Origin of the sequence: Nocardia takedensis NBRC 100417, from assembly GCF_000308695.1 — a bacterium.
GTDB lineage: Bacteria > Actinomycetota > Actinomycetes > Mycobacteriales > Mycobacteriaceae > Nocardia > Nocardia takedensis.
The window spans coordinates 47313-69393 of record NZ_BAGG01000035.1 but is presented as its reverse complement, the minus strand read 5'-3'; the positions used below and the strand labels follow the sequence as shown (position 1 = coordinate 69393).

At 66.9% G+C, this 22081-nt stretch carries 13 protein-coding genes; 11 read left to right on the top strand and 2 right to left on the bottom strand.

The window, feature by feature from the left end; genetic code table 11:
* Positions 1–45 precede the first annotated feature (45 nt).
* Positions 46–2133 carry a UvrD-helicase domain-containing protein gene (locus ON30_RS08490; protein WP_040705565.1) on the bottom strand — a complete coding sequence of 696 codons (2088 nt, stop codon included), beginning with the start codon at positions 2131–2133 and terminating at the stop codon, positions 46–48.
* A gap of 212 nt (positions 2134–2345) precedes the next feature.
* On the opposite strand from ON30_RS08490, the gene ON30_RS08485 reads away from it, so the two are divergent.
* From ON30_RS08485 to ON30_RS08450, 8 genes are all read left to right on the top strand, one after another.
* Positions 2346–4175, top strand: coding sequence for an N-6 DNA methylase (locus ON30_RS08485; protein ID WP_051029089.1), 1830 nt, complete (start codon positions 2346–2348; stop codon positions 4173–4175).
* Positions 4176–4254: 79 nt separating this feature from the next.
* On the top strand, positions 4255–7347 hold the full coding sequence (gene drmD, locus ON30_RS08480; RefSeq protein WP_040705564.1) for a DISARM system SNF2-like helicase DrmD: 3093 nt from the start codon (positions 4255–4257) through the stop codon (positions 7345–7347).
* Between the two features lie 2 nt (positions 7348–7349).
* The gene (locus ON30_RS08475) at positions 7350–11477 is read left to right on the top strand and encodes an Eco57I restriction-modification methylase domain-containing protein (RefSeq protein ID WP_040705561.1); all 4128 of its coding nucleotides are present in this window, start codon (positions 7350–7352) and stop codon (positions 11475–11477) included.
* 235 nt (positions 11478–11712) lie between these two features.
* Positions 11713–15528, top strand: coding sequence for a DISARM system helicase DrmA (gene drmA, locus ON30_RS08470; RefSeq protein ID WP_051029088.1), 3816 nt, complete (start codon positions 11713–11715; stop codon positions 15526–15528).
* Positions 15525–17417, top strand: coding sequence for an MrfA Zn-binding domain-containing protein (drmB, locus tag ON30_RS08465; RefSeq protein ID WP_040705559.1), 1893 nt, complete (start codon positions 15525–15527; stop codon positions 17415–17417). Before drmA ends, drmB begins: the two co-directional genes overlap by 4 nt.
* Entirely contained in the window at positions 17414–18130 is a 717-nt protein-coding gene (drmC, locus tag ON30_RS08460) for a DISARM system phospholipase D-like protein DrmC (protein ID WP_218006242.1), read from the top strand. The genes drmB and drmC overlap by 4 nt, the downstream gene beginning before the upstream one ends.
* A gap of 28 nt (positions 18131–18158) precedes the next feature.
* Positions 18159–19673, top strand: a complete 1515-nt coding sequence (locus ON30_RS08455) for a serine/threonine-protein kinase (RefSeq protein ID WP_157183662.1) — start codon at positions 18159–18161, stop codon at positions 19671–19673.
* On the top strand, positions 19670–20161 hold the full coding sequence (locus ON30_RS08450) for an alpha/beta hydrolase domain-containing protein (RefSeq protein ID WP_306307341.1): 492 nt from the start codon (positions 19670–19672) through the stop codon (positions 20159–20161). The genes ON30_RS08455 and ON30_RS08450 overlap by 4 nt, the downstream gene beginning before the upstream one ends.
* Before the next feature lie 39 nt (positions 20162–20200).
* Here ON30_RS08450 and ON30_RS37235 read toward each other — a convergent pair whose 3' ends face one another.
* A complete protein-coding gene (locus ON30_RS37235) occupies positions 20201–20317 on the bottom strand; it encodes an alkyl sulfatase C-terminal domain-containing protein (RefSeq protein WP_083911240.1) in 117 nt (38 codons plus the stop codon).
* 181 nt (positions 20318–20498) lie between these two features.
* On the opposite strand from ON30_RS37235, the gene ON30_RS08445 reads away from it, so the two are divergent.
* Genes ON30_RS08445 through ON30_RS08435 form a run of 3 tightly spaced genes read left to right on the top strand, consistent with a single transcriptional unit; the run spans position 20499 to position 22020 of the window.
* A complete protein-coding gene (locus tag ON30_RS08445; protein ID WP_040705553.1) occupies positions 20499–20867 on the top strand; it encodes an ArsR/SmtB family transcription factor in 369 nt (122 codons plus the stop codon).
* Positions 20864–21613: an aquaporin gene (locus tag ON30_RS08440; RefSeq protein WP_040705551.1), complete on the top strand. Its 750-nt coding sequence runs from the start codon at positions 20864–20866 to the stop codon at positions 21611–21613. Before ON30_RS08445 ends, ON30_RS08440 begins: the two co-directional genes overlap by 4 nt.
* Positions 21610–22020, top strand: a complete 411-nt coding sequence (locus tag ON30_RS08435) for an arsenate reductase ArsC (RefSeq protein WP_040705549.1) — start codon at positions 21610–21612, stop codon at positions 22018–22020. Before ON30_RS08440 ends, ON30_RS08435 begins: the two co-directional genes overlap by 4 nt.
* Positions 22021–22081: the final 61 nt, after the last annotated feature.

Sequence of the window (22081 nt, the reverse complement as noted above, 5' to 3'; positions counted from 1 at the left end):
CCGATCTTCGTGGGCGATTCCGGGACTGCCGAGCGCCCGATTCCCTCAGACCATCGGCTCCAGAAAAGGGCTGATCATTCCGTGCCAGCTGACGGACAGTTCCTCGCGCGCGCGAGTGCAGGCGACGAAGAGCAGGCATCGCTCGCGTTGCAAGTCCAAGGCGTGTGCGTGTTTGTCGTCGGCGATCGGCGTGACCGCTGCCCGGGCAGGCACGCTGTGCTCGCCGACGCCTGCGACGATCAGACACCGGAATTCGAGCCCCTTCATCCGATGCATCGTTCCCACGTTGACCCCTTCCTCGGATGCGCTCGACGCGAGGTCGACCACCGGGACGCCGGCCGCGGCCAGGTCGTTGCGGATGGATTCTCCGAAAGCTTTCGCGCGAGTGGCGATTCCGATCTCGTGCGCGGCGACACCGCGAGCCATCCAGCCCAGCACCGTCTCCCGGATATGCCGAACCTCGGAGTCCTGTGTCGCGAACCCTTTCGTCACCGGGGGCAATCCATGGACCTCGGAACGGCACCGGGCGATCGCGTCCAGTCCGCCGTCCATGTCATCGATCGGTTCGCCGCGAAGTAGACCCAGACTCCACGCCAGGATTTCGGCGGTGGTGCGATAGTTCACGATCAGCCTGGTCGAACGGCCGGTGACCGAGATGCCGAGTTCGCGCAGCGATACCCGGTTGTCGTAGATCCGCTGCTGTGTATCGCCCGCCAAGAACAGATCGTCGTTTTCGACGGCGACCGCGGCCCTGAGCAACCGCCACTGGTCCGGGCTCAGATCCTGAGCTTCGTCGACGATGACGTGCCGATAGGGCTTGTCGGAACGACCTTCGAGAAGCGCCACCGCCTCCCGGCGAACGGTTTCGTGGGTCCACGCTTTTCGTTCGTCGAGCTGCCGCTCGAAATGTGCGATCGCCCGCCAGATGTGCTCACGCTCGGGCTCGGCGAGCCCGCGCCCTCGTCCACGGCGCCTCGCCGGACGATAGTCCTCCCACGTGGTGATGCGCTGAGCGAGTACGACTTCGCGCCACTCGGCGGCGAGGAATTCCGGGCGAACCCGCAGATTCCGGTCCGCGACGATAGCGGACCACAACTCGAGTTCCTGCTCACCGGTCAACAGGCGAGGACTGCCATGGGTCTCCCGGAAGACCTGGTGGGCGAGCTTGTCGATGTGCACCACATCGATGCGACGCGCGACCTTTTCGGAATCCCGCAGGAGGGACACCCCGATGCGAAGGCTCTCGGCCAGGGTCGAGGTGAAGGTGGTGAGCAGAACCTTGCCGCCGCCGCGCCGGGCGAGCGCGCACGCGCGATGCAGGGCGACCACGGTCTTACCGGTGCCGGGGCCTCCGGTGACGCGGGCAGGCCCCCTGAAGGTGGCGTCGGCGAGGGCGCGCTGGGTGGGGTGCAGGTAGATGCGCCACAGTTCGAGCGGGCGAGCGAAGACCGCCATCAGATCTTCCGGCCCTTCCACGAGGACGACGCGATGCGGGCTGCGCACCACGGCCGCGTCGATGTCATCGGTGTCCACGGTGCCCGCGGTCAGCGCGGCGCCCAGTTCCGACCACACCTCCTGCGGTGTGTATCCGGCGGCGAGGGCGTAGAGCACCTCCCATTGGGTGTTGGGCAGGAAACCTCTGGCGGCGTCGAGTTGCGCGACGTTTGTCAGCGCGCGGGCGAATTCCAGTGTGCGATCGTCGATTCCGAGGCGGCGCAGGTCGCCGTCACCGACCTCGGCGAAGAGCAGTGCGGGCGCGGCGCTCGCCAGGTCTCGCAGATAGGGCAGCGATTCCTCGACCGCCGCGTCGTCGCGGATCTCGATCCCGCCGGTCGCGGCGTTGACGGAGATGTCGTGCCGTGCCGCCCAGACGTACGCGTCGTCGTGCGGCAGCACCTTCAGCAAGGTGTACACATCGCCGGACTCCGGGGCGAGCACGATGCCGCGTACGGATTGGTTGATCCGGATGGACCGGAACCGAGGATGACGTGTCTTCTTGATCTTCTCCAAGTGCAGGCCCGCGTGGGTGCCCGCCTCGAACTCCGCGAAGACTTCGGCGATCCGTTTCTGCACCGATTTGTCCAGTGCGCCGAAGTCGAGAAGGAAATCTCTGTCGATGGCCAGTTTCGGCACAGCACGCCCCCATCATCTCGATATCGGGGCCACCGACGACGATGATCCCCCCGACAGTGTTCCCGCGGGCGCGTGACCGACCTCTCTACCGGACGTCCGGGAACGCCACTCGCGAGCACAGCACTGCGACAGTACCGCTACTCGATCGATCGTGTCTGTGTGAACTGGATACACTCCCCTCGTTCGAGCACGACTTCCAGGAGGGCAGGGTGATGGCAGAGCCGGTAGCGACCGTCACCGCGGCCGACATCGCGAGGTTGACCGGGTTCGGGCGCGCCGCCGTCAGCAACTGGCGACGCCGTCATCCCGACTTTCCCCGTCCGGTGGGCGGCACTTCGGCGAGTCCGTTGTTCTCACTGGCAGAGGTGCGGGACTGGCTCGCCCGCACCGGTAAGAAGACCGACACTTCGGATCGGGAGCAACTGTGGCAACGGATCCGGACCACCGGCGACGACGTGAACCCGGCCCGTGCGGTCGCCGAGTTCGGCCGAACGGCCGTGGCCCGAATCACGGCCGGTCGAGCCGCTTCGACCCACGAGCCGTTCGGCGATGCCGCGACGTTCGAGTTCGTCGTCGCGCGATATCTGGAGACCCAGTCGCGGCGGGTGTCGGCGACCCCCGCCGACACCGCCCGGATGATGGCCGAGGTCGGCGCTGTCGAGGGCGCCGAGGTGTTCGATCCCGCGTGCGGCGTCGGGGCGCTGTTGATGGCCGCGGGCGATCTCGGCGCCGCAGGCGCGCACGGTCAGGATCGGGATGCGGACACCGCGGCGATCGCGGCCGCACGGCTGTCGCTGGCGGGCCGAGCCGCCGATGTCCGTGCGGGTGACTCCCTACGGGCAGATGCTTTTCCGGAGCGGCGATTCGAGGTCGCGCTGTGTGATCTGCCTTTCGGGGACCCGACCTGGTCCGCCGAAGATCTGTCCAGCGATCTGCGCTGGGTATTCGGCCTGCCGCCGCGCGCCGATCCGGAGTTGGCCTGGATACAGCATCTGCTCTGGCATCTCGCCCCCGGTGGTCGCGCCGTCGCCCTGCTCCCGGCGGCCGTGGCGGACCGTGGCTCCGGACGGCGGATTCGCGCCGCTCTGCTGCGCACCGGGACGCTGCGAGCGGTTTTCGCGTTGCCGGTCGGGGCGGCGGCCAACTCCCCGGCGATACCGCTGTTGTGGGTGCTACGTCAGCCCGTGCAGGGCGAACCGCTGCCTTCCCGCGTTCTGCTCGCGGACGTGAGCGAACAACGCCTGAGCCGAATACCGTTGCTGTGGCGTGGATTCCTCGCGGAGCCGGACAGCGATCCACCACATGGTCGAGCCATCCCGGTCGTCGAGTTGCTCGACGACCGGGTCGATGTGAATCCCCTTCGTTTCCGTGACGGTGGATCATGCGCCCGGACGTTCGACACGGTGCGATCGGACACCTCGAATCTGTTGGCCGAAGCGGTGAAAGCCGTGTCGGCACTGTCGGACCCGACACCGGTCCCGGCAGGAAAGACCTCGACCATCGACGAGCTGTGCCGCAGCGGTGCGCTCACCCTCCTGCGTACGACGACAGCCACCGGCAGCGGCGATCAGCCGGTTCTGACCGCCGCCGACGCGGCCGCCCGCCGGGAGCCCTCCGGACGCGGCGCCGAGATACCCGGGGTGGTAGTACTGGAACCGGGCGATGTCGTGGTGGTGGCGGGGCGGCATCCGACAGCACCGCTCGTCGTCACCGCGGGCGGGGTCCTGGCAGGCCCCCGACTCGACGTCTATCGCCCGGACCCGAAACGTATGGATTCCGACTTCCTCGCCTGCGTGCTCCATACCGCGATGACAGGCCGGTCTGCCGGGGCATCGTCCAGTGCGCGTTCGGAGATCCGGCGCACGGCCGTCGCCGAGCTCACACTGGCGAATCAGCGACTGGTGGGGGCGGACTACCGCCGACTGCTCGCGACGGTCGCGGCCCTCCGCAGAGCGAGCGCGACCGGGAACGAACTCCTCACGGCAGGGCTCGGCGCACTGGCCCACCACGGCACCACTGAATGTGAACTGAGTACACAGTGATTCACAAGGAAAAGCACGTACTTGTGAGCTAAAGTGTCCATGCCACGCAGGGCGGGTGGCGACGAGGCGGAGGAGAGTCGTGGCTGGTGCCATCGAGGCCGGGGTGGAGCCCGGCAAACTCGTTCAGGTCCGAGGGGAACGCTGGGTGGTCGGGGATGTCGACGCCAGAGCCACGAGCACCCTGGTCAGTCTACAAAGCGTCGAGGGGGATCGATTCGACGAGACTTTGCAGGTGATCTGGGAAGTCGAGCGAGACCCGCAGGTCCTGCCCAGCGGCTCGCTTCCCGACGTGACCACCGAAGGGTTCGACCACCCCGTCACACTGCGCGCATTCCTCGACGCCATCCGCTGGTCGGCGGTGACCTCGGCGGATGTGAAAACCCTCCAGGCTCCATTCCGGTCCGGTGTGGCGATCGAGGACTGGCAGTTGGAGCCGGTGGCACGCGCGCTCGACGCCCCGCGCGTCAATCTGCTGCTGGCCGACGACGTCGGCCTCGGCAAGACCATCGAGGCCGGCTTGGTCGCCCAGGAACTCCTGCTGCGCCAGCGCGCGAAACGGATCATGATCGTGTGCCCTGCGGGCCTGACCACCAAGTGGCAGGACGAGATGACCGACAAGTTCGGCCTCGACTTCACCGTGATCGACTCCGAGCGGTGCACGCGGGTCCGACGCACCCACGGCAGTGCCGCCAATCCGTTCGAGGTGTACGGCCGGTGCATCGTCAGCCTTCCGTGGTTGCGCGGGGCGAAGGCGCAACGGCTGCTCGACGAGGTGCTGCCCGCGGAGGGCCCCACCTACCCGCGCACCTTCGACCTGCTCATCCTGGACGAGGCGCACCACGTCGCTCCAGCCGCACCGAAACAGGTTTATGCCGTCGATTCCCAACAGACCAAGCTGATCCGTCGACTCGCACCGCATTTCACGCATCGTCTGTTCTTGTCCGCGACTCCGCACAACGGCTACGAGGCGAGTTTCACCGCACTGTTGGAAATTCTCGACGACCAGCGGTTCGCGCGCGGCGCGAAGGCCGAACGCAGAGCCGTCGACGATGTGGTGGTTCGTCGCCTCAAACGTCAACTGGGAGATCGGTTTCCCCGGCGCGAGCCCAAGGAGATACCGGTCTCCTACTCGGAGTCCGAGCGCGAGATCCACGCTCTGCTCGGTGAATTCGCCGCAGCCAGGCGTAGCCGGCTGAAGCAGACCAAAGGCCGCAAGGCCGCCGACCTGGTGACGCTGCTGCTCAAGAAGCGGCTGTTCTCCAGCCCCTACGCCTTCGCGCGCACCATCGAGGCCTACTCCCAGACACTGCGCACCAAGGGCGTGCGCCGATTCGAGCCCGAGGACGAATGGCTCGACGAGTTCATGGACGATGCCGCCACCCTCGATGACGAAGCGTTGGATCTGGCCGAATCCGACGCGCTGTCACGCACGAAGGATCTGACCGACACCGACTCCGACGAATTGACGCTGCTGACCCGGATGAAGCAGTGGGCCGACACCCACGAGGTCATGCCGGATACCAAAGCACGGGAACTGATCACCTACCTGACCGCGCACTGCCGACCCGATGGCGAGAACTGGCTCAACAACCGGGTCATCGTCTTCACCGAATACCGCGACACCAAGAACTGGCTGCGTGACCTGCTGGCGGCCGAGGGGTTCGGGCATCCGTATGTCGCCGAACTCGACGGTTCGATGGACAACCGGCAGCGCGAGGAGTTGCGGCTGGCGTTCCAGAAGGCTCCGAACGAACATCCGGTGCGGATACTGCTCGCCACCGACGCCGCCAGCGAAGGCATCGATCTGCAGAACCACTGTCATCGACTCGTCAACTACGACATCCCGTTCAATCCCAATAAACTCGAACAGCGCATCGGCCGCATCGACCGGTACGGACAGCGGGAGAATCCGTTGGTCTACCACTTCGTCGGCAGTGGCTTCGGTCGCAAGGTGGACGCCTACGAGGCGGATCTGGAATTCCTGGCACGGGTGGCGCGCAAAGTGGCGCGGATGAAAGAGGATCTCGGTTCGGTCAACGCGGTGTTGGCGGCGGCGATCCAGAAGAAGCTGACCGGCGGCGGCGATATCGATGTCGACCGCATCGACTCGGCCTCGGTCGACACCGATCTGCCCGCGGAGCAGAACATCACCGAGCACCTGCGCAAACTGCGCCAGAATCTGGACGACACCATCGCGGAACTGCGGATCACCCCGGCCGCGGTGAAACGGGTGGTGGACACCGCGTTGTCGCTGGCCCGACAGATGGAACTGACCGAACGCAATGATCCCGACGAGCTCTTCGACGTCCCGGATCTGACCGGCACCTGGCAGCGCGCCACCGCGAATCTCTACGAGAAGCTGCCCGCCGCCGGACAGTTGCCGCGCAGGCTTCCGATCACCTTCGATCAATCCGTCGCCAAGAATCGCGACGATGTGGTGCTCGCCCACCTCGGGCACCCCTTGGTCGCGATGTCGACCCACCTGCTGCGGGCCGCGGTCTCCAACACCGAGATCGACCTGCATCGGGTGGCCGCCGTGGTATATGACGATCCGAAGCTGGAAGGCGTCCTCGTCGGCGCGTTCTCACGATTCGTACTGGTCGGCGGCGACGGGGTGCGCCTGCACGAAGAGGTACTGCATTCGGGTGGCTGGCTGCCCGATTCCGGCCGTTTCCGACGATGGGAGAATGTGCAGGATTTCGGAGCGCTGCTCGACCGCGCCCTCACCGACGGTTCGCCGGCAACGCCACGCGGCAGGCAGATGCTGGTCGACCGCTGGAACAACACCAACGCCGCCGAAGGTCTCGAAGGCGCGATCGGCTGGCGGACCCGCGACAAACAGCAGCAATTGCTGCGCAAGCTGGCGCAGCGGCGCGACGCCGAGGAGAAACGCATCATCGCCAATCTGGCGTTGTTCGAGACCTCGCTGCGCGCGCAGCTCACCGGCGACGACGAGGAACACAGCCTTTTCAGTCGCGCTGTGCTGGAACGCAATCAGGAGGAGCTGCGACAGTACGAACGCGACCGCGAGAAATGGCGCCGCCGCATCGAGGAGTTGCCCGCCGAGCGTGACCGCGAACTGGAGCAGATCGCGGCACGCTACCGTGATCCACAGGTGCACGTCTTCCCTGTCGCGGTGATCTTCGTCGTCCCGTCCCGTGAGGTGCAGTGACCATGGTTTCCCGCTCTCCGCGCCGCCCCGCGTCGTCCGACTACGACCATCGCGACTGGCTGGCGTTGATCGACTATTCCGGCCCGTTCCTGTCGGTGCCCGTCCTCAAGCAGCATTTCAGCGCGGGGCCCGACGCCTTGGACAAGGCGCAGCGAGAGGCTCTGCGACAGGCCCACGAGGCCATGCCCGGGCCATACTGGATCGATTACGTCCTGCGCGACCTGCTGGAATGGGACGACGCGCTGGTCACCGACGGCCTCGACGGTCTCGCGGTCGCCTACCCCGAACACGACACCACCCTCACCCCGGATTTCGTACTGAGCGACCCAGGAACCGAAAAGCCGCGACTGCTCGGCATGATCTGCGCGGGCCGGCCGACCCAACGCGTGAAGGGCTCGGACTGGTCGGCCACCCCGGCCGATCGCCTCCTGAAACTGTTGCGCCACCACAAGGTCGAGCTCGGTCTGTGCACCGACGGTCGCTGGTGGGCGCTGCTGTGGTGTCCCCCGGCCGGCGGCGCGACCAGCCTCGCGGTCTTCGACTCGGTGAACTGGCACGAGAAGGCCGAACGCGAAGTCGTCAAGGCGTTCTTGTCGATTCTGCGCCGCTCCCGGTTCTTCGCCGTCCCCGATGAGGAAACGCTGCCCGCGCTGCTGGCGGCCAGCGTCGACAACCAAGAGGTGGTGACCGACCAACTCGGCGTCAACGTGCGCCGCGCGGTCGAACTGCTCGTGCTCGCCATCGACCGCGCCAATGCCCGGCAGCGCGAGATGGGCCGCCCGGGATTTCTCTACGGCGACGACGCGCGCGTCAGCGCCGACGAGGTGTACAACGGCGCGGTCGCGGTCATGATGCGGATCGTGTTCCTGCTGTTCGCCGAGGAGCGCGGCCTGCTGCCCGCCGATCGGGAACTGTATCGACGGTCCTACAGCGTCGGTCTGCTCCTGGCCGAACTCGAGGATCGGGTACTGGCGGGCAGCGAGAACGAACTCGAACACACCTGGGGCGCGTGGAATCGGTTGCTGGCCACCTTCAACGCGGTCTACGCGGGAATCGACCACCCCGAGCTGACCATGCACGCCCACGACGGCTCCATCTTCGATCCGAAACGGTTCCCGTGGCTGCCCGCGACCATCGATGACCGGACCGTGCTGCACATGTTGCGTTCGGTCCAGCAGGTCACCATCGGGCGCGGCAAGACCGCCGAACTGCGACGGCTGTCGTTCAACCAACTCGACGTCGAACAGATCGGCTACGTGTACGAGGGCCTGCTGGCCTTCGAAGGGCGCTACGCCGACGATGTCGTGCTGGGACTGCAAGGCAAGGAAGACGGGTACGAGGTCGATATCGCGCTCGCCGAACTCACCGCCCTGCACCGCGCCAGTGCCGACGTCGAGGAGTTGGCGGCGAAGTTGGCCGCGCATTACAAGGTGGCGATGCCCTCGGGCAAGGGCGCGAAAGGGATGGCGGCCGGCACGCTGGCGCGCAAGCTCGCCCCGATGTCGGCGCAGGATCAGGCGCGAGCCCGCGACCGGCTGCTCGCCGTCACCCGCAACGATGTGCATCTGGTCGAGCGAATCCTGCCGTATTACGGCCTGATTCGGCTCGATCTGCGCGAGCAGCCCTGCGTCTACCTCGCCGATGCCCTCTACGTGACGGGTTCGGCGCTGCGCGGCAGCACCGGCACCCACTACACCCCGAAATTCCTCGCCGAAGAGGTCGTGGAAGGCGCGCTCGAACCGCTCATGTTCGACCCGGGGCCTTTGCAGACCGCCGACACCGAGCAGTGGGTGCCGGTGTCTTCGGAGAAGATCCTGTCGCTCAAGGTCGCCGATATCGCCATGGGATCGGCGGCGTTCCTCGTCGCGGCCTGCCGCTACCTCGCGGACCACCTGGTGCAGGCATGGTCGCGTGAAGGTGACCCCCGCGCCACCGACTATCTCGCCACGCCGAAAGAGAACGCCCTCGCCGACGAAGCCGACCAGGTCGTCGTAGACGCGCGCCGCCAGATCATCGAACACTGCCTCTACGGCGCGGATATCAACCCGATGGCGGTGGAACTGGCGAAACTGTCGCTGTGGCTGGTGTCGATGGACAAATCCCGGCCCTTCACCTTCCTCGACGATCGGCTCGTCAGCGGTGACTCACTGCTCGGCATCACCTCGGTCGACCAGCTCGAATGGCTGCATTTCGATCCGGCAGCCGGACGACGTCTCTACGCCGAGAACGAGGCGCTGTTCGACCTCACCGCCGGAATGCGGGGGCTGGTCGAGGATTTGGCGCGGGAACGGCAGGCACTCACCGGTCTCGACGGATCGACGCTCGCGGGGCTCGAGGAGAAACGGCGGGTGCTCACGCGCACCGCGCGCAAGGCCGAGCGGCTGGATGCGGTGGCCGATGTGCTGGTGGGGGCGACACTCGCCGCGATCGGAGACGGACATTCGCTGGATCACGGCTCGGGACGAGCGCTTTCGGCGGTTGCGGAATTTCTTGATGCCGGAGCCGTGCTGGACGGTAGGTTCACCCCCACCCAGGATCTGGAGCGGCAGAGCACGGCGCGCAAGCAGGCCGAGGGATGGTTGCGTACCGATCTGCCCCGAGGCGCGTTCGCCCGTCGTCCACTGCACTGGCCGCTCAGCTTCCCCGAGGTCTTCGACAGCCGCGCGGGCAGTGGATTCGACGCGATCATCGGCAATCCGCCGTTCCTCGGCGGCCAGAAGCTGACCGGGAGTCTGGGCACCGCCTACCGCGAGTATCTCGTGCACGGGGTGGGGGGCGGAGTACGTGGAAGCGCGGACCTGATCGCCTACTTCGCGGTGCGTGCCCATGCCCTGCTGCGGGAGGGCGGCCAGACCGGGTTGATCGCGACGAATACGCTCGCCCAAGGTGATACCCGACAGGTCGGGCTCGACCGCTTGTGCGAATCAGGGGTGACGATCCGACGCGCGGTGAAGAGCGCGCCCTGGCCGTCACGCTCCGCGGTGCTGGAGTACTGCGCGGTATGGACCAGCAAGCAGCGTCCCGGTGAAGCAGCTGCGTTCGTTGCCGACGGGGCTGTCGTCAGCGGCATCACTTCGTCGCTGGACCCGGAATCGCGAGCGACAGGCCAACCGCAGCGACTCGCCGGCGGCAGCAATATGTCGTTCCAAGGAGCCAACATTCTCGGACTCGGTTTCACCATGGAACCGAGCCGTGCCCGAGAACTGATCGCTGCGGACCCACGCAACTCCGAGGTGTTGTTCCCGTATCTCAACGGGCAGGATCTCAATAATCGACCGGATTGCTCAGGGTCGCGATGGGTGATCAATTTCCACGATTGGACCGAGGATCGCGCCCGCACATTCCACGACTGCTACGACCAAGTCAATCGTCTGGTACGACCTGACAGAGAACGAGTTACATTCTCGAAGAACGCCCGCGAACTATGGTGGCTGTACGAGCGGCGTAGGCCTGAACTTTTTCGAGCTATCGCAGGTCTGGACCGGATTATCGTGATCACGCTGGTGAGCAAAACCGTGATGCCTGTGATAGTTCCGACCGGGCAAGTCTTCTCGCATATGCTCGGCGTGTTTGCAACTGACGACACCGCGATGCTGGCTTTTCTGAGCAGCGCCCCTCACTACTGGTGGGCGGTCTCCCGAGCGTCCACACTGGAAACGCGAGTGCGCTATACGCCCTCCGATGTCTTCGAGACCCTCCCCCTCCCCAACCTGACCCCCGAAATGCGCACTCTGGGCGACCAACTCGATCGACGCCGCCGCGAGATCATGCTCTCCCGCGATTCGGGCCTGACGAAGACCTACAACCTGGTCCACGCCCCGTCCTGCGCGGACGCCGATATCGCGGAACTCCGCACCCTCCATCGCGATATCGATGTGGCGGTCTGTCGCGCCTACGGCTGGGACGACCTGATCGCCGACCTCGATCACGGCCACCATGATCTGGGCCGCGAGGTCCGGTACACGGTCGCTCCGGCGATCCAGCGCGAATTCGTGGATCGCTTGCTGGAACTCAATCACGCGCGCTATGCCGAAGAGGTGGCGGCGGGTCTGCACGACAAGAAGCAGCCCAAGAAGGCCGTCGCGTCCCGCCGGAAGGACACGGGTTCGGCGCAGGGCGGCCTGTTCTGAGTCTTCCCGGACAGAGTCCCGCGGCGGTGGTTCGCTCGCCGCCGCGGGCGTTCGGCGGGGCTACGGCGCGAGTTGCGGGTACTGTCCGGAGAGCGACCGCGCGGGGGCGGGAACGAGATCCACTCTTCGCGTGAATCTAGTTCACAATCGAAATGCCGTGAACTGTCGGTGGGTGCCGCTAGGGTGGGCCACCAGATGTTGGGGAACGAATACAGCGGCGTGACAGGAGTTTCCGATGACCCCACCCTCGGCTGACGATCAGCCCGAGCTGTTCGACACCGGCCGGCCGCGACAGGCGAGACTGGACCTGTCCTCCTCCCCTGACGACGTGGCGGACGCCGAGGTCCATCCGCTCGATGCCGTCCAGGACTTCGAGCGGGCCGACTCCTACACGGTCCGCGAGGAACTGACCGCGCTCGTGCGGGACGATCTGCTCGGCCCGTGGGACGGTGACCGCGAGGAGCGCCGCCGAGGCCCGCGCGACCGCTACATCGTCGGCATGCTCGGCCCCAAACATCGGGTCGAATCCACCGTGCAGCAGGCCGACGAGGCCACCGTCACCGAGGGCGAGGCGGCGGGCGACGACGACGGCGGACTGCCCGAAATCGTGTCCGCGCAGGCACTCGGCCGGATCTGGGCCTCATCGATGGGTCTGTCGTTCTGCGTTCCGGCGGAAGTCGACACGATCGCCGTCAAAGCGTCATGGGGTCGCTACCACCCCTCCGAGAGCATGGACGAGGACGGCAAGACCACCCGGGTCTGGGTGCGGGAGCCGATCGAGCGTGAGATCGAGGTCCATCTCGACGCCGAACCGTCCTACGCGGTACCGCTGACGGCCGAGCACCCGGACGACCCGGGCGTCTACCTCTCGGTGACAGTACGACCGGGCGACGATTACACGCGGGTCGTGGATCTCGCACTGGTGAACAGTCAGGACGAACCGGCCACCAACAAAGACACGGCGTGGATCTTCCAGGCGGAACTGGCCGTCACCGCCATGGACGGCAACCGAGCCGTCTTCCTGCCCATCGATGATCCCGAGGACCAGGCGCGGGCTTTCGAGGGCGATCTCGAGGAACTGCACCTGCGGCTGCTCTACCGGAAGGAACGCCGGTACGCGGCCGGCCGCAATATCGCGGTGCACGCCGAGGTCCGCGAGGGCGATCGTCTCGCGCACGCGCTAACCACCACCTGGGTGCCGACCTACGATGTGCCCGCCACGGTGGCCCCCTCGGGCAAGGGCACGCCGATGGAAGCCGTCGAGCTGTCCATGGACCGACTCGCCACCGCGACGCCGGAAGCGCTCGCCACCGGACTGCGTCCGCTGGTCGAGCGCTACACCGCGTGGCTCGACGAACGCGAACGCGAAATCGACGGGCTGCCGGAATCTTTGAAGCCGGCCGCCAGCAAAGCAATCCGCGACGCTCGGACGGCCTGTAACCGGATCGCCGAGGGCATCGGACTGCTCACCGACTCGAATCGGCCGCGCCACGCCGAAGCGCTCGCGGCCTTCCACTTCACCAACGAGGCGATGGCGCTACAGCGCCGCAACACCGCGCTGGCGCCGCTGCGTGAGCACGGACTCGACTACGCCGAGGCCAAGGCGCAGATCGACGGGGAGGGCGAGCGGGCGGCCAGCTGGCGTCCGTTCCAGCTCGCCTTCGTCCTGCTGAACCTGCCCTCGCTCACCGATCCAGGGCACCCCGAACGCGCGGCGGACCACACCGCGCTGGTCGACCTGCTGTTCTTCCCCACCGGCGGCGGCAAGACCGAAGCCTATCTGGGCTTGACCGCCTACACCTTCGCCATCCGTCGACTTCAGGGACAGCTCGGTGCGGGAGCGGAGGCCCGCAGCGGACTCGCCGGAGTCGCGGTGCTCATGCGATACACGCTGCGCTTGCTCACGGCCCAGCAGTTCCAGCGCGCCGCCGCGCTCGTCTGCGCCACCGAGGTGATCCGTCGTCGCGAGCCCGACACCTGGGGGCAGGAGCCGTTCCGCATCGGCTTGTGGGTCGGGGAAAGCGTGGCGCCCAACTGGTTCGAGGGCGCGAAGGAACAGATCATCGAGGCCAGGGACTCCGGTAACGGGCGGCGAGCCAACGTGCTGCAAACCCTGAACTGCCCGTGGTGCGGCACCCAGCTCAACGCTCAGCGTGATCTGGACGTCGATGACGAACGCCGCCGCATTTTGCTGTACTGCTCGCGCGGTGAGGGTGGTGACGCCTGCCCGTTCGCCCGCCGGACGGCCCACGGCGAAGGTCTGCCGATCATCACGGTCGATGAGGAGATCTACCGACTGCTGCCCACCCTGGTGATCGCCACCGTCGACAAACTCGCCCAGCTGCCTTGGAAAGGCCAGGCGGGCATGCTGTTCGGACGGGCCGCGTCGCGCTGCCCGCGCCACGGCTACCGACACGACGACATGGACGCCAGGACGGGCTGCGCGACACGCCACAACAAGACCCACCAATTGCCCGGCGTCAGTGCCGAACCCGTGGTGCGGTTGCGGCCGCCGGATCTGATCATCCAGGACGAGTTGCACCTGATCTCCGGTGCGCTGGGCACCACCGTCGGTCTGTTCGAGGCCGCCGTCGCCGAACTCACCACCTGGCGGTTCGCCGAGCGGCTCACCGCTCCGAAGGTCGTGGCCTCGACCGCCACCACCAAGCGTGCGCGCGAACAGGTGCTCGGCGTATTCGGGCGTGAACTCGCGGTTTTCCCGCCGCAGGTGCTCGATGTCGCCGACACGTTCTTCTCCGAGCAGCAGCCGATCACGAAGAAGCATCCGGGCCGCCGCTATCTGGGATTGTGCGCGCACGGTGTCCGCATGAAATCCGCCGAGATCCGGCTCGCCGAGATCCTGTTGCTCGCCGGCCAGACCCTGTTCGATCGCTACGGCGCGGCGGCCGACCCGTACATGACGATGGTCGGCTACTTCAACGCCACACGGGAATTGGCGGGCATGCGTCGCTACCTCGACGACGACGTGACGACGCGTGTCCGCCGCGGCCGGACCCGGCCGCGGCTCTCCGATCGGCTGCACGTGCGTTCGGCGATGCTGTCCATCCAGGAATTGACCTCGCGCATCTCCTCGGGCGACATCAGCGACGCGCTCAAACGCCTCGAGCACCAGTTCGACCCCGACCTCGACACCTCGGCGCGCCGCATTGCGGCGCCCGCCGAATACGGCAGACACCGCGAAGCGCTGCGCGCCGCGAGGTCCGGCGAGCGGGTGCCGCCGCCTCATCCCCTCGCGGAACGGTTCTCCCAGCGCGAACGCGATGGTCTGCGCCCGGTGGACGCGGTGCTGGCGACCTCCATGCTCCAAGTGGGCGTGGACGTCTCCCGGTTCGGTCTGATGGTGATGACCGGCCAGCCCAAGAACACCGCCGAATACATCCAGGCATCCTCGCGCGTCGGGCGTGATTCCGAACGGCCCGGACTCGTGGTGACCCTCTACAACTGGTCGCGGCCGCGGGATCTGGCCCACTACGAGGACTTCGAGCACTACCACGCCACCTTCTACCGGCAGGTCGAAGCGCTGTCGGTGACGCCGTACACACGCCGATCCATAGATCGCGGCGCGACCGGGATGTTCGTCGCCGCTGTCCGCAACGCGATCGAGAACTACTCGCGCAACCCCGACGCCTACGACGTCGATCTCGACGGTCCGGTCGTGCGGGACATCCGGGAGCGGATGCTCGCCCGTGCCGAGGCGGTGAACAGCGTGCGCGGTCGCAACTACCTGGACGAGCAGCTGAAGATGATCGGTGACCGCTGGGCAGGCCCGGAAGGACAGAACCACCCCTCCGTGCGCTTGGGCTACACCGACGGAACATCGAACAGACAGCAGCTCAAGGGACTGATCAGGCCCGCGGGCACCGGCGCGTGGGAACCGATGACGGTCGGCATGTCCATGCGGGAGACCGAGAACGAGATCAACCTGCTGTTCCCCCGCAAGGAGGCGCTGTTCGCGCCTCCGTTCGGTGCGCCCGGCTGGTTTCTGCCCGCGTCGTCGGAGGGTGAGGACACCGAGGAGAACGACCGATGACCGACAACTTCGACTACTTCCGGCGCGTCGGCAGCGTCCGGCCCAGTCATCTGATGTTCACCACCGGCGTCGGTGCGCTCGTGGATCTGCCGAACTTCTCGGTCCTGGTCAAGGGTCTCGACGAATGGGATCTGCGGAAATCGCCGCAGGAGCCGATCACCGAACCCCGGCTGTTGAAGAAGGCGAACGACATCCTGGGCCGATCGGTCAGAAGACTCGAGCCCGCGCCGTGGATGGAAGGGCTGGACAGCAACCCGAAAGGGCCCGCCTCGGCGGTAGGTGTTCCGGTGACGCCGTTCCCGGCCTGGTTCCGGTGCACCTACTGCAATGACCTGGCGTCGCTGGACGGGCACGCCTTCGACTTCGAGAACCTCAACCCGCGACGGCCGCACGAAGCGCGCTTCGTGCACGCGAGATGCGCGAAGCGGGGAAAGAAGCCGCTGGCGGTCACCGCACGCTTCCTTTTGTCCTGCGCCAACGGACATCTCGACGAATTCCCCTATCGCGAGTTCGTCCACCACGGGGTTCCGTGCCCGAATGCCACCCACCCTCGGCTCCAGATGGAGGACCGGGGCGGCAACCTCGGCGCGGACGTGAAGATCACCTGCAGGCATTGTCCGGCCAACCGCAATATTCGCGAAGCGATGGGATCTCGCGGCGAGCAGAATCTGCCGCCCTGCCGCGGCAGGCATCCGCATCTGAGCACCTTCGACGCCAATTGCGCCAAGCCGCTGAAGGTCATCGTGGTGGGCGCGTCGAATCAGTGGTTCGCCGAAACCCTGTCGGCGCTGGCGGTGCCGTCCACCGACAGCAGCAGGCTCGACGATCTGATCGAGAAGCATTGGGACGCGCTGAGCGGGCTGCCCCGCGCGATGTACCCCTACGGACGCACCCAGGTCCCCGCGTTCCGGGAACTCGTTGACTGGACCGACGACGAGGTCGAGCAGGCCGTGGAAAGACGGCGCGCGAAGCTCGCGGGCGACACCGGCGGCGACGAGGAGGACGGCGATCTGCGTGGCGCCGAATGGCGAGTCTTCGCAGCGGACAGGCTTCCCGAACCGAATGCCGATTTCGCGCTGTACCGCGACGTCGACGGGGTTCCGAAACCGCTCATCGGAATCTACGACGATGTCATCCAAGCCGAACGATTGCGCGAGGTCCGCGCATTGATCGGATTCACCCGCTTGGACGCTCCCGATCCCCAGGATCCGAATCTGGTGACCAGGGTGCCGCTGGCCAGGTCGAGGCCGGAATGGATTCCCGCCAGCGAAGTGCGCGGCGAAGGCATCTTCCTCAAACTCCCGGAAGACCTGCTGCGTGACTGGGAACGACGGGTCGAGAACTCCGAGACGATGGCACGCCACCGCGAAGCGTACGAACGCTACCGCGCGAACCGTTACTCCGATCGCATCGCCGGGGCGTTCGACCCCATGGCGAACTGGCCCGGCTTGCGCTTCTACGCCCTGCACACGCTGTCGCACCTGATGATTCGGACCATCGCCCTGGAATGCGGTTACAGCTCGGCCTCACTGTCGGAACGCATCTACTCCGGCGACTCCGACGGCGAACCCCGCAGCGGCATCCTCATCTACACCGCCGTTCCGGACGCCGAGGGCACACTCGGCGGCCTGGTGTCGCTGGCCGAACCGGATCAGCTGGTGCGGCTGACCCGGCGCGCTCTACTCGATGCCCGCAACTGCTCCTCCGATCCGCTGTGTGCGGAACGACTGCCCAGCTTCCCCTCCGATGTCCTGCACGGCGCCGCCTGTCACATCTGTCTGTTCGTCTCCGAGACGACCTGCGAACGCGGCAACAAGTTCCTGGATCGCCGATTCCTCGTCCCGCTCGGCGATCAGCCGGAATTGGCACTGTTCCCGGATCTGCCGTGAGTCTCGAGGACGCCGCCGCTCGCCTCGGTCCCGTGCGCCTGCGCACGATCGCGGACCGGATCGCCGAGGACGCGCCGCCGATCGTCGCCGTCGAGTCGGTGATCGGTTACCCGGCCGAGGCGCAGACCGTGATCGACGCGATGCAGGCGCACACCAACGCCGAAGCCGCCGCGTATCTGCGCGGTTTCGCCGCCGCGTTGGACCATCCACGGCAACGGGTGGAGTCCGTGTGGAGCGGTCCCTCGGCGCACGGCGTTCCGGTGCGTGCCACCGCGCGCGTCCTCGTCGAGGTGGTCGAACGCGCCGAAGCGGAGTTGTTCCTGACCACCTACTCGGCGAAACCCCACGAGCCACTGCGCGACGCGCTCACCGCCGCGACCGCTCGCGGCGTGCGTGGTGTGGTCGTCGTGGAAACCTTGCAGGGAGCCGCCGGAGCGATCAGCGGGGACGAACCGGCGATCGCTTTCCACGGCACGGGAATGCAGTTGTGGCACTGGCCCGCCGGTTCGAGGGAGCGGGGCGCGAAGATGCACGCCAAGCTGGCTGTCGCCGACCGACGCGAGTTGTTCGTCACCAGCGCCAATCTCACCCAGTCCGGCGTGGGCCAGAACATCGAGGCCGGTGTTCTCATCAGTGGCGGGTCGGCTCCCCGGCGCGCCGCTGAGCACTTGGCCGCTCTGAAAGCATCCGGAGTGCTGAAACGTTTGCTGTGAGGCGATCGTCTGTGTATGAGATGAACTGGTGCGTACACAGATGATCGCGGAGCGCTACCGCATCGACACGCCGCTGGGGCGCGGCGGAATGGGCGAGGTGTTTCGGGGAACCGATCTGCTGATGGACCGTCCGGTCGCGATCAAACTCGTCCGTGCGGATCGGATCGGCGACGAGGAATCCGCCCGCCGATTCCTGCGGGAGGGCCGAATCACCGCGCGACTCGATCACCCGGGTGTCCCAGTGATTTTCGAACAGGGTCGCATCGATGATCCGGCGAGTCCGCTGCACGGTCGGCTGTATCTGGCCATGCAGTTCATCGAAGGAATCAACGCGGACGACCTCGCCGCCGAACACGATCCCCTGCCGATCGGCTGGGCCGCCGCGATCGCCGCGCAGGTGTGCGCGGTGCTGCACTACGCCCACCAACGCCGGGTGATCCACCGCGACATCAAACCCGGCAATCTCATGATCACACCGGACGGCTACGTCAAAGTGCTCGACTTCGGTCTGGCGACCGCCCTCGGAGATCCCGGTCAGTCCGCGATCAGCATGACGGGTGTCCCCATCGGCACCACGCTCTACATGGCGCCGGAGCAGTTCGGTGACAACGACCGGATCGGGCCCGCGACCGACCTCTACGCGCTCGGACTGGTCGTGCATCGTCTGCTCGCCGGCGCGGCATTGTTCGAGAGTCGTTCTTTCAGCGAGACATTGAGGGATCAGATCCTGACCGCACCGACCCCGCTGCGAGCTCTGCGCCCGGATACGCCACCGGAGATCGAGGAGTTGGTGCTCACCCTGCTGGCCAAAGATCCCGATGATCGCCCGAACAGTGCCGTCGAGGTATTCCACCGCTTACTGCCGCACGCCGAGAACCTGCCGGAACTCCCGGGCGCGGTCGGCGCGGAAATGACACCCGCGCGCATGTACGCGAGCATAATTCCACCGCGAGCGCACGGCCCAGCCGCGCCGCCGTCCGTGACGCCAGGAGACATCGATAAGGCACGACGACAGGCGAACGGGCTCGCTCGATCGTCCCGGAGCGACGAGGCCGTCGAACTCCTGGTCACCACGGCCCACCGCGCGGCGACAGCCCTGGGGGCGGACGATTCCACCGTCCTCGCCGTACGACGTGACGCGGCCGATCTGCTCATGACCAACGGACGCTACGGTGAGGCGGCGCGCTCCTACGCGACCCTCGTCGGCGACCTCACCCGGCGCGACGGGCACGACGCCGAAACCGTGTTCGATGTCCGTCAGCGTGAAGCGGACTGTTTGATATTCGCCGCCGAACCGCACTTGGGACTCGCCAAACTCCGGGATCTCCTCACGGACCAGACAACGGTGTATGGCTCGTTCGACACTCGCACGCTGGAACTGCGGCGTCGTCTCTGCCTGTTGTTGGAGGGTATGGGCCGGGAGAGGGACGCCGTGGTCGCGCTCCAGGACTTGATTACCGAGGTCACCGGGCACCATGGACAACAGCATCCCTTGACGAGGACATTGGCCGATGACTTGGAGCGCATGCGTCGGACGCGCTGATCCGGCGAGCCCGACTACCTCACGCGGGCGGTCGTGGATGGTGTAGTTGTCGGCGTGCGCGGCACCTGGGATCTCCTGCGCCCACGTACGCTGCGATCGCGCGACTCCACGACTGGGTCGGCACCGGCCTGCCGGCACCCTCCACAGCGCGAATCACGGTGTCGGACGGCCGATCCCCGGTCATCGTCACCGATGATGACGGCATCGCGCGCGGCGGCGTGCGTACCCCGTGGGTCGACACTCCCCTCGCCGTCACCTCGGGCCTGAACACCGAGAGCGACCGCATGGCGACACTGTTCGGGTCCGGCGAACTGTTCGACGCCGCCCACCTCGCCCGCCGGTATCCCGGTGGCCGCACCGACTACCTCACCGAATTCACCGCGGCACTGGACCGGGCGATCGGTGCCGGTTTCCTCGTGAGCGCGGATCGACAGGAGATCCTGGACCTCACGACGATCACGGCCGGATGGCGATTCGACGCGGAATGAGGCGGCAACCCACCACGCACCTCGTACGCGACGGCACGGTCACGGCGTGACTATCGCGAAGTCCGGGTCGGGAGCGTCGAGGTAGCCGACGAGTTCGCCCAGCTTGCCCGCATCCCCCTCGACGGTCACCTCACCGTTCGCGATCAGCTCGTCCATGTCCGCACCCGCCAACAGAATCCGATGCAAGGTCTGTCGGAATCGGCCACCGCCGACGCGGACCCGAGTTCGCGCTCGGCGCGGCGTTGGGCGGCCGAGAGCACCGGACTCACTGCCGCCGACAGTGGACTATCTCGCGCGCTGACTTGCGCACTGTTTCGACATCCATCAATATCGATCTATGTCTAAGTCGGAGCTGGTGATCACACCGGTCCAGGAATGCGTGCCAACGCCGCTGGTCGGTGCGGCGCTGTCGGCCGAGGAGGCCGCGCCGTTGGCCGGGGTGTTCAAGGCGCTGGCCGATCCGGTGCGGCTGCGCGTGTTCAGCTCGGTCGCGGCGCGGGCGGGTCACGAAGCGTGCGTGTGCGATCTGTCCGAGGGGATCGACGTGACGCAGCCGACGATCTCGCACCATCTGAAAGTGCTGCGCGAGGCCGGGTTGCTCAGCAGCGAACGGCGGGCGTCCTGGGTGTACTACCGGGTCGAGCCCGCGGTGCTGCGGCAGGTTTCGGCGTTCCTCGCCTCGGCGACCCCCGAGGACGCACGGTGAGCGGATCGGCGCGGCGGGTGGTCGCGGAGTTCGTGGGCAGCGCGCTGCTGGTCGCGGTGGTGGTCGGTTCCGGGATCGCCGCCCAACAGCTCTCCCCCGGTGACACCGGATTGCAGTTGTTGCAGAACTCGACCGCGACCGTGTTCGGGCTGGCGGTGTTGATCCTGATGTTCGGCCCGGTGTCGGGGGCGCACTTCAACCCTGTTGTCTCACTCGCGGATTGGTGGCTCGGCCGCAGGACCGGCACCGGCCTGCAAGGTGGCGAGCTGATGGCCTACATCGCCGCGCAGGTCGCGGGATGCTCGACGGGAGCGGTACTGGCGAATGTGATGTTCGAGGTGGGCGCGTTCCAGGTCTCGACCCACGACCGGGTCAGCGACGGCCATCTCGTCGGCGAAGTCGTCGCCACGGCCGGGTTGCTGGCGGTGATCCTCGCCCTCGCCCGCACCGGACGCGCGGGGCTCTCCGCGGGCGCGGTCGGCGCGTATATCGGTGCGGCGTACTGGTTCACCAGCTCGACCTCGTTCGCCAACCCGGCGGTCACCGTGGGGCGAATGTTCTCCGACACCTTCGCCGGAATCGCCCCCGGCTCGGTGCCCGCGTTCATCGGCGCACAGCTCCTGGGCGCGGTGCTGGGAGCGGGGTTGATCATGTGGCTCTACCCCGGAACCGGCGAGTCGGCGGACAACGTCGTCGTCCCGCACGAGAATCCGCCACGCACCGTTGAAAGGAGCACTGCCCCATGACATCCAAGCCCAGTGTGCTGTTCGTCTGCGTCCACAACGCGGGCCGCTCGCAGATGGCCGCCGGTTTCCTCGATCATCTGGGCGGGGGCGAGATCGAGGTCCGGTCGGCGGGCAGCGCCCCGGCCGAATCGTTGAACCCGGCCGCCGTCGCCGCGATGGCCGAGGTCGGGATCGATATCACCGCCCAGTCCCCGAAGATCCTCACCTACGACGCGGTGGAGACCTCCGACGTGGTGATCACGATGGGGTGCGGAGACACCTGCCCCGTCCTGCCGGGCGTGAGCTACCGCGACTGGCAACTCGAAGACCCGGCGGGCAAGGGCGTGGACGCGGTGCGCCCGATCCGCGACGAGATCCGCGCGCGGGTCGAGGCGCTGATCGCCGAACTTTTGCCCTCCCGCGCCTGACGGCATGGCCGTCTCGCGGGAGGATTTCGGTGTTGCATCCGGTACCGGGGTACCGGCTTAC